The sequence below is a fragment of the Exiguobacterium sp. KKBO11 genome, from assembly GCF_001644945.1.
Taxonomy (GTDB): Bacteria; Bacillota; Bacilli; order Exiguobacteriales; family Exiguobacteriaceae; genus Exiguobacterium_A; species Exiguobacterium_A abrahamii.
On record NZ_LUCU01000011.1, the window covers coordinates 1,304,803 to 1,315,894 of the forward strand.

9 protein-coding genes and 2 pseudogenes are annotated in these 11,092 nt (G+C 45.3%); 4 read left to right on the top strand and 7 right to left on the bottom strand.

Translation table 11 applies throughout. The features are described 5' to 3' along the window. Positions 1 to 111 precede the first annotated feature (111 nt). The 3 genes from AYO36_RS06845 to AYO36_RS06855 all read right to left on the bottom strand — a co-directional run bounded on the left by AYO36_RS06845 (position 112) and on the right by AYO36_RS06855 (position 2,815). Entirely contained in the window at positions 112 to 1,161 is a 1,050-nt protein-coding gene (locus AYO36_RS06845; RefSeq protein WP_050677930.1) for an oxidoreductase, read from the bottom strand. A 73-nt stretch (positions 1,162 to 1,234) separates the two neighbouring features. Next, on the bottom strand, positions 1,235 to 1,720 hold the full coding sequence (locus tag AYO36_RS06850) for a GNAT family N-acetyltransferase (protein ID WP_064299892.1): 486 nt from the start codon (positions 1,718 to 1,720) through the stop codon (positions 1,235 to 1,237). A gap of 222 nt (positions 1,721 to 1,942) precedes the next feature. Beyond that, positions 1,943 to 2,815: an SDR family NAD(P)-dependent oxidoreductase gene (locus AYO36_RS06855; protein WP_064299893.1), complete on the bottom strand. Its 873-nt coding sequence runs from the start codon at positions 2,813 to 2,815 to the stop codon at positions 1,943 to 1,945. A gap of 160 nt (positions 2,816 to 2,975) precedes the next feature. Here AYO36_RS06855 and AYO36_RS06860 point away from each other — a divergent pair, with 160 nt between their 5' ends. Further along, complete coding sequence (locus AYO36_RS06860; protein ID WP_064299894.1) at positions 2,976 to 4,439, top strand: potassium/proton antiporter; 1,464 nt, start codon at positions 2,976 to 2,978, stop codon at positions 4,437 to 4,439. Positions 4,440 to 5,436: 997 nt separating this feature from the next. On the opposite strand, the gene AYO36_RS06865 is transcribed toward AYO36_RS06860, so the two are convergent. Then, positions 5,437 to 6,687 carry a hypothetical protein gene (locus AYO36_RS06865; protein WP_064299895.1) on the bottom strand — a complete coding sequence of 417 codons (1,251 nt, stop codon included), beginning with the start codon at positions 6,685 to 6,687 and terminating at the stop codon, positions 5,437 to 5,439. Between the two features lie 307 nt (positions 6,688 to 6,994). On the opposite strand from AYO36_RS06865, the pseudogene AYO36_RS16655 reads away from it, so the two are divergent. Then, a pseudogene (locus tag AYO36_RS16655) lies at positions 6,995 to 7,123 on the top strand (helix-turn-helix domain-containing protein); the annotation flags it as partial. A 460-nt stretch (positions 7,124 to 7,583) separates the two neighbouring features. Here AYO36_RS16655 and AYO36_RS06870 read toward each other — a convergent pair. Beyond that, the gene (locus AYO36_RS06870; protein ID WP_064299896.1) at positions 7,584 to 8,768 is read right to left on the bottom strand and encodes a hypothetical protein; all 1,185 of its coding nucleotides are present in this window, start codon (positions 8,766 to 8,768) and stop codon (positions 7,584 to 7,586) included. Positions 8,769 to 8,789: 21 nt separating this feature from the next. Further along, positions 8,790 to 9,386, bottom strand: coding sequence for a hypothetical protein (locus AYO36_RS06875; protein WP_064299897.1), 597 nt, complete (start codon positions 9,384 to 9,386; stop codon positions 8,790 to 8,792). Between the two features lie 148 nt (positions 9,387 to 9,534). Here AYO36_RS06875 and AYO36_RS16750 point away from each other — a divergent pair, with 148 nt between their 5' ends. After that, entirely contained in the window at positions 9,535 to 9,681 is a 147-nt protein-coding gene (locus AYO36_RS16750; RefSeq protein WP_023468299.1) for a hypothetical protein, read from the top strand. Positions 9,682 to 9,716: 35 nt separating this feature from the next. Here AYO36_RS16750 and AYO36_RS06880 read toward each other — a convergent pair whose 3' ends face one another. Further along, positions 9,717 to 10,508 carry a PP2C family serine/threonine-protein phosphatase gene (locus AYO36_RS06880; RefSeq protein ID WP_064299898.1) on the bottom strand — a complete coding sequence of 264 codons (792 nt, stop codon included), beginning with the start codon at positions 10,506 to 10,508 and terminating at the stop codon, positions 9,717 to 9,719. Between the two features lie 187 nt (positions 10,509 to 10,695). Here AYO36_RS06880 and AYO36_RS06885 point away from each other — a divergent pair. Next, positions 10,696 to 11,092, top strand: a pseudogene (locus AYO36_RS06885) (RNA-guided endonuclease TnpB family protein); the annotation flags it as partial.

Genomic DNA, 11,092 nt, shown 5'->3' on the forward strand with positions numbered 1-11,092 from the left:
TCTTTAGAAAAATCTGAAAAATAAGGAATGCACCTGTTCTTTATATCAAAAAAACCCGACCATGCCTATGGGCACAGTCGAGTTGTCATCAACCTGCAATCAAATTAAAATTTAATTTTGGATCGTCAAGATATAAGGGGACGGTTGCGCAAAAGCTTGTTCAAGCAGGTGGGCAACAAACAAGGTATCCTCTTCTTTCACCGGAAGCGGTGCATCTTCGACGATACTGCGGTAAAAGGCGCGATACATTTTACCGTAATCGCCAACAGGACTCGGGATTCGGACGTCTTGCAGATGACCGTGTTCATCATGATAGATCAAACGCCCATAATCGTCTTCTGAATCCTCACCGAACCCCTCTTCTCCTGGGAAGTAGTTCGCTTTCAGGTCGAGCTCTTGCCGGTCGACGTGTTGCTTGATGAACGTACCGTTCGTGCCGTGTAACATCCATCGGGGTGCCGGGGCGAGCGCGACGTGACTCGTCCGGACGCTGACCTTCAGCTCCGGATAATAGAGATCGATCGCAAATGCGTCGTCTGGATTGTGCGGCAGACGAACACTGCGCACGTCAAAGGCGACCTTGTCCGGTTTTCCGAACAAGGCGATGATTTGGTCGAGCGTATGGACACCGAGTCCGTAGAGCGCACCATTCTCGTGACGCGCGTCAGCTGAAGCCGCTTCCGGGCGGAATAGATCAAATTGCGAGACGACCTCGACGAGACGACCAAGTTTCCCGGACCGGATGATTTGCGCGACGACTTGGAAGTCGCTGTCGTAACGTCGGTTTTGATAGGCGAGAATCTTGACGCCTTGCGCATGTGCTTCTGCAAATAGACGCTTCGTCTCCTCTTCCGTCACCGTAAATGGCTTTTCGACGAGAACGTGCTTTTGATGTTGCAGCGCGAGCAACGCGTATTCGAAATGTGTCGCCGGTGGTGTATTGATGACGACGACATCAAGTGCCGGGTCAGCGAGCATTTCGGACAGATCCGTCGTAAAACGGGCATCCGGCAGTCGATCCTGATAGGAGGCGAACAGCTCCGGTTTTTCCTTCCGATTGTAAATCCAGGTGACGTGATAGTTGTCCTCGATCATCACGTACGGTAAATGGTAACGGGTCGTACTTTTGCCAAAGCCGATGAAGCCGATATTCAATCGCATCCGATCACTCCTTGAACCGTTCTTTTTCTATTACCATACCAAACGAAACGACCGTTGTCTTGATTGAACCGCTTCAGGCTGTCGCTTCGATGCGTTCATACTCATAAATCGAGAAGCCGTCCCGTGTTCCTTGATAGACGAATCCGAAGGACGTGTAATATGCATTGAGAAACTCGTTTGAAGCGACACAATCGAGTCGTAGGATTTCTCCTTCATCCTCTGTCACAGCAATCGCGTGTTCCAGCAGTTTCCGACCGACCCCGCGTCCTTTGGCGCGGTCGCTGACGACGATTCGATGGATATACAGACCTTCTACATCATCCCACAAGGATTGATCCCATTCGAGCGAAGGAAGCAGGGCAACGGAACCAAGCAGCTCGTTCTGATCCTCAAAGACATATAGGCGACCTGCTTCTAAATCTCGCGCGACGAGTTGCTCGATGTCTTGCTCCAGATAAGCAGACCACTGGCTACTACCACTGGCTTTGAGGGAGAGCGCTTTTTGCTCAAGTAGGGTTGCGATGTTTCGAACGTCTTTTGATGTAGCTTGTCGTATCATGTTATTCCTCCTGTTACAAAAAAATTCTTCTCTATCCTAACGAATGTACAGCGAGAAGAAAACCTTTTTGCTTCAAGATTTCATCGTTCCCCATTATTTTGTGATTTTTTTCATATTCCACAATTTTATTTCAATGTAACGTATCCTTTAGGAGTGATCTGACCCCCAGTCGTCACAACGGATAAACGACCGGCTTCCCACGAGCCGGTCGTTTTTTGTCGTTCAGGCGAGTTCAACCCAGCGACGCGACAAATTCCGTGCTTGCGTCCGGTACTCGCCGTCTTCGACGATCGGATTACTGAGTCGTGGAGCGGAATCCGCATAGTAGCCGCCGTTATCGAGCGGATCGTCGGTTGTTGCGAGATAGAGTGCCGTCTTCGCGCCGTATTCCGGCGTATAGAGTTTTCCGGTCCAGTACCCGACTTGCGCGACCGGTTTGAGTAACGTCTTCATAACTTTGCCGTACTTGCCGCGATAGAACAAATCCGTATTGACGATCCCCGGGTGGACGCTGACGAACGTGATCCGGTCGCCGTGCTTCTCTGCCAGTTCACGCATATGAATCATTTGCAGGAGCTTCGATTCGCGGTAAGAACGCATCGGGCTATAGTGTTCTTTTTTGACGTGAGCGATCGCCTCGAGTTCGACGTCGGTCCGAATCAAGCCGCCTTCACCAGCGAGCGATGAAATCGAGATGACACGCGGATCGTTTCCTTTCTCAAGTAACGGCAATAAGCGCTCGATCAAGTAGAAATGACTCAAGTAGTTGACTTGAAATTGTGATTCAAAGCCATCCTTCGTGACATGATACGGCGGTACCATGACACCGGCGTTTAATATCAAGCGGTCGATGCGACCCACTAAATCAAACAGACGATCCGCGAAGCGACGGACGGAGTCCAGTTGATCGAGTTGGACGATCTCGATTTCCAGATGCGTATGCGATACACCATGTTCTCGCAGTAGTTGCACGAGTGCCGTCGCTTTTTTCTGCGAACGGACGGTAGCGATGACCCGATCTCCTCGTTCCAATAATTCTTGAATCGTGACCATCCCCATGCCGGAGTTGGCACCCGTGACGATACAGATGTTCATCCCTTTTCCTCCTTGTGTTCCGTATTGAACGCAAATAGTTCTGTTTCTAGTTTTCCTTTTTCTTTTCGTTTGTACACCTCGTTTTGACGTTATTTTTCGAAATTTTCAAAAAGTAACGTATACTAAAAGGAGAACATGTTATCACGAAAGAGGTGGTCGGATGGAAGAAGGGACGATCTTATTCGTCGCAGGAACGTTACTATTGATTGCGATCATCACGACGAAGTTTGCCGTCCGGTTAAATGTACCGACGTTGATCCTGTTCGTCGTCGTCGGGATCGTGGCAGGGTCAGATGTCACAGGAATCATCAACTTTGGTGATTTCGAGCAAGCTCGTCTTTTTGGGACGATGGCGCTCGTTCTGATTCTGTTTGACGGTGGCTTGCATACGAAATGGGTACACTTCCGGAAAATTCTCCCCGCTGCCCTGTCGCTTGCGACCGTCGGGGTCCTTGCAACGACCGGGATCATTGCCATCGTTGCGTATCTATTACTTGATTTTTCTTGGCCGGTCGCGTTATTGATCGGCGCGCTCGTCGGCTCGACCGATGCGGCCGCTGTCTTTTCCCTGCTCAGTGGACGACCGGTCGATGCCAAAGTCAAACATACGCTCGAAGCGGAGTCCGGAACGAATGATCCGATGGCCGTCTTCCTGACGATCTTGTTCACATCGTTTGCGTTAGCGCCGGAATCGTTCTCGATCGGTGCGGGTATTCTGTCCTTCATCTACGAGATGGGACTCGGGACACTAGTTGGTCTTGCGATCGGGTATCTCGTCACGCAACTGCTGAACCGGATTGAGTTGCCATCGTCCGCCCTTTATCCGACGCTTCTGTTCAGTGGGGCGCTCTTCTCGTATGGTCTCGCGACGATTTTGCACGCCAGTGGGTTTCTCGCTGTCTATCTGACCGGAATCTGGATCAACAATCATGATATGATCTACCGCGAGACGCTCAAACGATTTAGTGGCAGCTTGTCGCATTTAGCAGAGATCGGCATGTTCATCATGCTCGGACTGCTCGTCTTCCCGAAACAATTGCTCGATCCTCGGACCTTGTTCGTCTCGGCCGTCATCGTCCTGACGTTAATCCTGCTCGCTCGTCCACTTGCCGTCGTCTTGTCGCTGCTTCCGTTTCGGTACACGGTCAAAGAACAGAGTGTCATCACGGCAGCCGGATTACGGGGCGCCGTTCCGATCATTCTCGCGACCTATCCGCTTTCAAGCGGTCTTGCGGAAGCGCCGCTTCTTTTCAATATCGTCTTCTTCACCGTCATGACGTCTGCTCTTTTGCAAGGAACGGCCTTGCCGTGGATCGTCCGGCGAATGGGGCTAGAGACACAGCCCGACACGACGGTCGAACCGTTCCTGAAATTCATGACCGTCACCCATCCGCAAGCGGAAATCATCGAGGTCAGGGTCTCGACAAACAGTGTGATTGCTGGAAGAACGTTACAGGATATCGAGATGCCCCAGGATGTGCTCGTCGTTGCGATCATTCGTGAAGATGAAATCCTGACGCCACGTGGTCAGACACGTGTCCTCGTAGACGATCAACTGTTGATTTTGACACCTAAACAAGCGGATCAGGACGTGCGACGGCTGATTTCATCGCTTGGGCTTTAGGTTGCGATAAACGCATCTTCGAATGAAATTAATCAAAATAGTTAGACAATTAGGTAAATAATAACGCGTTCAGAGACCTTATGGTCTCTGAACGCGTTAAATTTAACGTACTGGAACTCCTCGGGCTTTAATTTAGAGTAGAACGATTCAATAACTGCGTTGTTCCAACAGTTTCCTCTACGAGACATGCTACTTGTTAGGTGATTTCTCTTAAAGAACTATTGAAAGGCATATGACGTATAGACACTGCCTTGGTCTGAATGAAGGATGACCTCTTCGGGATAGTTTCGATTCTCAAGCGCTATCTTCAACGTATCGATTATAAGAGGCGTTTGTTGATGCTCGTATAACTTGTAGGCGATAATTTAGTTATTGAATAAGTCCATGATAGTTGAAGGATATTTCGTCGTATTGCCGTATTGGATATAGGTGATATCCGTCACCCACTTCTGATTCGGTTTACTTGCTGTGAAGTCACTTTTGATAAGATCCGGTGCCTTTATGATGCCCTCACCCCGAGACTTCCATCTTCGTTTCGACTTAATCCGACGTTGGAGATGCTGTTTTTGCATAATTTTCTGCACGGTATTCCGATTGGCTTTCAACTGATAAATTTGCTGTAATAATACCTTTATTTTTCAATGTCCATTTCACTACACTTGAATATACGTTTTTGTACAATATACAAAATCACCCTCGACGTTAGTACTTTTTAAAAGTACACCACTTAGAAGGTGATTTATATCTGCTCAAAATTATAGTTTTAATCTTTAAAAATATAAAATAGGAGGTAATTTCTCGCTAAACATACCATAAGAAAGAAGACCTTCAAAAATATCATTTTTGTCAAAATCATTCATAAACTCAAAGTAACTTTTCATTTTAAGTCTCCATTTAAAATTTGTTTATAGCGATTAAAACATCAACAAAAGAATTATCTGCTAAAATATTATATAACGACTAAATATTCAACTTGTTATTTATATTTTGAAGCAAATTATATCTGTTGAGAGTTTTCAATGATTATACTTTCTGCTATAAATCGCATCAACGCAATCTCATTAATTAAAAACTTATCGTCTGTAAAGGGAGTAAATTTTGATTTTTCTCCGTCTTTACTATGCACAATTGAGTTCCTAGTTTTATATATTCTTTTGGAAAGATTAGAGAATGCTTTGTCATTAGTGCTGTTAATTAAATCAACTTTATCACCACCAGAAAACTTAACAATGTTTTCTCTATAATATGGTACTAACTTGTTATCATATTCATCTAGTTTTTCTTTTAAATCGTCTATGTTGACATACTTAAAAAGAGTCAAATTCAGTGCTTCTTGTTCGTTAAACGTATAACTTTCACCTCTAGCTTTTATTTTTTTTGAAATAAGTTTTATAAGCTTGTTAATATCTTTTTCTCTTTTAGATGAAAATTGTGGACTTGTAATTTCTTTTTCAACAACCTTTACGATTTCTTCATTATAAATTTTTTCGAAAAAATACTCCATAATATGATAATAAGATAAAAATTGAAGCATAGGACCTTCAGCAGAAAGTGCCATTTGATAATGGTAAATTAAGTCAGGAGTGTACTCTCTTTTCGGCGCTTCCATTTCATTTAAACTTAATCTTCTAACTCTAGATAATCTGTTACTTCTTAAAAATTCGTCTAAAAATTTAAGCTCAATTACAGCATAATTAAAATTGAAACCCATTTGAAATAAAAAAGAATTAGATAATTTTTCAAGTCTAGATTTAGTCATATTATTTACAGTAGATACTCTCATCGTTTCAAATCTTGGGAATATAAAACGAACGCAATCAAGTAGTTGATCGCTTGAAAAATTTTCAATTAATCTCCTGATAGGTCTTCTCATACGAATAAGTTCCTTTTCCAATCCTGCTTCATAAATTTTATTTAAGATAAATATCATATATTCATCAGAGCAAGCGTTATACTCATAAACAATTCCGTTTGATGAATCTTCTTTTCTAATAGTTTCATTAAAGTTCAGTCTTGGGGAGAAGTAGTTTTCTCCTCTTGTAAGTACTTCATAATAATGACTATCGTATAATAAAGTCTCATTATCAGTACTTCTAGAATTTAATTTATTTGTAAGTTCTAAATAATAATCCTTTTTTATAAAAAACTCCTTTTCATCAATATTAATCATTAACTTTTCGTTATCTTCTAATACTTTTGTTCTCAGAACGCTTTCAATTATTTCTCCAAATTTCGTAAAGCTTATCATCTCTTAGTTACCCCCAATTACTTTACTAATAAATGTTTAAACCATAAGTGTATATGGATATAATAACATTTTATTTGTAAAACATACTAATTTTTATGTATTTTCATTATTAACAGTCTAATATTTGGAAATAATTTAACTTTGTATGTTTTAGAATAAAAAATATTTTTCAATTTATTTATAAGCACTATTGAAAAAATATTAATGTAATGACGAATTGTGAAATTAAGTGCAACACCTAGCTGAAAAACAAAAAAACTCATAACGGCCTCTTGTAGATCGTAAAAAATTCAACAGAGGATCCGTTATGAGCTATGTTAATCTTACTACATCAGAAAGAGTCAAAATAGAAACTTATCTTGAGCTTGGATTTTCAATGCGAAAGATCGCACAGCATATAGGACGACAGTCGTCTACGATTTCACGTGAACTAAAATGGAATCAATCTTACAATACCTTCAACACCGGACGGCTCTTTCAAAAACAGTAAACATCGTACAGTACAATCTATCGATGGATATATAAAGGATTGATTAAGAGCGATTTAGGCGGAACGAAAAAGCCCGCTTTATATTGTACTACCGATAGTCTATCGTTCTTCTCACTCGACAGAACTAAAACACACACCTTCTAGAATTAACAATCGACTACGAAAGAGTTTGGATTAGAAAACTGCATACGAGGTCTCTTCCGAAGAAGTGTTGCGCTTAATTTAACAACTCTACGTATCACAAAACATGAGAAGCAAATTTATTGATAGAATTTGCTTCTCATATTTATCTAAATATTCAACAAGAACTACCGTTTTAATCATTACATCAGATTTAGTAATTTTTTAAACTCTTATAATTCTTAATTATATCTAAAATATAAAAACAACTTAAAAATATTATTCATTATTCTGCTTCGGTTCGTTCAATCGTGACGACACCCGGCGGACGATGCGGGAAGGTCAACGTCAGACCAGCAAAGCGACAAATATCATTTTCGTTCGGTGCCCGGTGCACCCAATCAATCGTCTCTTGCCGCGCTAGCGCGTGACGAATGCGGTTATCAGCTTGTGTACGCGAGATGCCAAGGCAGTCGACGTTCGTGATATACGTCGCTTCGTCCGACTCGATCTGTTGCCAAATCCCGAGGATCAGTTGACCAATCGGACTGATGGATTGACCATCCGGTTCTTCACTACTGACGGCATCGTCGAGCATCTCGATGACAGCGTCACAGGTCTCACCGGAAGCAAGCAATCGCGTCGATCCTTGTTGTAGAATCCGGTATCGCGTCACGCCGTTCTCGAGCCACAAGCGCTGTGCGAATGGATTGACCGGGACACCATGGAAAAATGTCTGTGTGCCGCGCCAAGCAAAACCAAATGATGGGTCGTACGCCCGAATCGTCGCCATGGCACGATCATGGAACTTAGCAATCGTCTGTCGTTCCGTTTCCAGTAAGTTTCGGATCGCCTCTTCATCCTCTAACGGTACCGACTTTGGTGTCACAGTAAATAATTCCGACTCCGGTAAGCGGTGTGGGGACAAAATCGTTCCATCGAAACGATAATCGTTCGCTGGACGTCCAGTACGCCCGACGGATAGGCGCCACGTCCGTTCTTCTGGCATGAAGGCATAACTTTGATGGGCGAAAGGTGGTGCGACGAACAGTCCCGGGAACGAATCGAACGTTTCGACCCGGAGAACGTCACCGTCATACCAACACTCTTCAATCAGACGGACGAGTTGTCCGACCGGAGCGTTACGGTCCGTCAGGTAACGACCGGTATTCGCATGAAATCCGAGTAAGAACTCGCGCTCTTCTTCTTGGAACGTCACCATCAAGAGCTGGAACAACGAGGCAATCTGTTGCTCGACGAGTTGTGGATCCTCCCCCGTCTCTGCCTCAAACGCGACCATCTTCCAGCCGGACCGTTCATAGAGATGAATCGTCACCGGGAAGAATAGAAAGGCACCATGTGTCGCTTCGAGTTTGACCATGTCTTGCATCGCTAGGCGTTCCGTCAGTAAGGAAAAGCCCATTCGTTCGAAATGATCTTGCAACCGTCGTTTCCAATGTGTGAACTCCACGCAACCATCCCCTCTCGCGAATTATGCGCCGCGTTTTCGTAACGGATTCTTTGACCAGTAGATGTAGAGACCAACGAGTCCCGCGATGCCGATGAGATAAGACGGCGTTCCACTGACTTGAATCAAGACGTCCGGTGCCGGGAAGACCGTCACGAGCAGTGCCTTATAGGTTGAGAATAAAATGAAACTGATGACGAATTGAATCCACACCCGCGGTTTGACTTGTTTGATCTTCGGTGCCGTGATGACTTGTGACATCGCATCAATCAAGAAAAGAGCGATGATCGAGAAGAATAAGTAATCGATCAGGGCGAATTGGAACAATCCGTCGATCCCTTCGATGAAGATGAACATCAGAATTGAGGAGACATAGTTTCGTGTCCAGCGTTTTTGCGTCTCCATCCGATGTCGTTGTGGTAACTCAGCGATCATCTGATCGAGGCGTGCTTCGACCGATAGACCGTGAATCTCTTCGAATGGACGCTGCTTCCGCTGGGCTTCGTAGATATCTGCCCGCAGACGGTCTTCAATTTCCGTCCGGTCCGGTTCTGCGACATTCAGATTCAAGCGTGGTAAAACGGTTTCTAATAGACGTGTGTTGGCTTTCGTTAATTTCAATCGATTTCCCCCTTTTTCATGTTTAAGTATACTGGGTTTTTGGGAAAAATACGTAGTGGAAGTAAAAGATTGCTTGACGAAACGATGAAGAATGTTCAGAATTATTAAAATATAGTGTCGGAATCAGACAGAAAGGACGTGTCGGACCATGCGTCAAACATTGACGAGCGCCGCCTTGATCACCTTGCTGACAAGTGCGGGCATCGCCTTCCCGTTGGCTGAAGCGAAGCCACCCGTTGACCAAGAACCGGTCGAACTCGATCAGCAACAGGAACAAACGCCTGAAACAGAATAACAATAACCCGCGCTCAAGCAGGAGCGCGGGTTATTTCATGTATCACTTGGTTGGGTGACGCGTTCGTCAATCGTGACGGTCCACGTGACGACCGTCGTGCTGTCACGAACGCCCTGTACTTCGATCGTCGAGAGGAGTTCAGCAATACCACCTGATCGTAAAGTGTCCTCCATCTGCTTCGGTTCAGCATACGTTGTTCCCGGGCACTCGAGCAAACCATCCGTCGTCACGAACAATCGGTTGTCCCCTTGCCGCAACTCGCGGACGCCTCGTGTGTAACTCGGGACCGGTAACGCAAAGGTGTTCGCGCGTCCAATCCATTCATAGAACTGTCGCTCATTCAAGGCGGCTTGTCCCATCTTCATCAAATCCGGGTGAAACAGATACAAGACGACGTCACCGACGGAGAACCACCAGATGAAACGTCCTTTGCGGACGGCGATCAAACAAGCGGTTTCTCCTTGCAACTTCGCACACGCCGCTAAAAAGTCCGGGTCTTGAAATAGATCCAGCACGGTCGTCTCGATCCGTCGGAATGCTTCCGTAAGTGGTGCATCAAGATCAGTCCGAATACGCGACTCGTGTTGTGCCAACTGCTCTAAGACAAGTGCTGCACTATCCGCTGTCTTATGAGCGTCTAAGACGACGGTCATCTCCCAATCGTCGCCGATCAAGATGGCAGCCCCGTCTTCGTTTTTATATTGACCGCTTCTTGAGCAGCCTCCGAATCGACCGAGCGTCACCCGACCAATCTGGTCAATCTGCTTCGTGTCGACGAATGATTCGTCGGATCCGACCCAAAAGTAGGATGGATATGTCGTCTGCATGCATCAATCTTCCCTTCTTTACAGAATGTACGAGCGAGAAAGCCCACTCCTTTAGGGGTAGGCTGATAGCGAGTTCGGGGACGGGGTGTCTTCAGACACCGCATGTCCCCGACTGTTCTTCCTGGTGAAATGCATTGATAGTAAATCTATAATGGAGTTGATTATTAGGATGAAGGAGGTGTCAAAGATGAGTCAAGTCGTCACGGTAGAAGTTCGAATCTATGCCACGCGTCGTCAGGATGCCATCCTAAAAAGGATGGGCAAGACCTATATCCAGACCGCCAACCGAGTCGTGGCGAACATGGTCGCCTCCGAGGACGGGAAGAGGTGGTCGAGCAAGGACATCGACACCCCCCTTCCGAGCGCCGTGAAGAACCAACTCGCAGGAGATGCCGTCGGCATCTACAAGAAGGCGAGGAAAGAGGATTTCAAACGCATCCCTGTCCTCAAAAAGCCGGTCTGCGTCTGGAACAATCAGAACTATTCCTTCGACTTCGAGAGCATCTCCTTCCCCGTTTGGATGGACGGGAAGTCCGTGAAGATGCGATTCCGTGCTGCCATGGTTGACAAGGACAATCGGAATA

Excerpts from the sequence above, each read along its gene's own strand:
- AYO36_RS06855 (WP_064299893.1), bottom strand. The coding sequence starts at position 2,815 with ATGAACATCTGTATCGTCACGGGTGCCAACTCCGGCATGGGGATGGTC.
- AYO36_RS06845 (WP_050677930.1), bottom strand. The coding sequence starts at position 1,161 with ATGCGATTGAATATCGGCTTCATCGGCTTTGGCAAAAGTACGACCCGT.
- AYO36_RS06860 (WP_064299894.1), top strand. The coding sequence starts at position 2,976 with ATGGAAGAAGGGACGATCTTATTCGTCGCAGGAACGTTACTATTGATT.
- AYO36_RS16750 (WP_023468299.1), top strand. The coding sequence starts at position 9,535 with ATGCGTCAAACATTGACGAGCGCCGCCTTGATCACCTTGCTGACAAGT.
- AYO36_RS06880 (WP_064299898.1), bottom strand. The coding sequence starts at position 10,508 with ATGCAGACGACATATCCATCCTACTTTTGGGTCGGATCCGACGAATCA.
- AYO36_RS06850 (WP_064299892.1), bottom strand. The coding sequence starts at position 1,720 with ATGATACGACAAGCTACATCAAAAGACGTTCGAAACATCGCAACCCTA.
- AYO36_RS06865 (WP_064299895.1), bottom strand. The coding sequence starts at position 6,687 with ATGATAAGCTTTACGAAATTTGGAGAAATAATTGAAAGCGTTCTGAGA.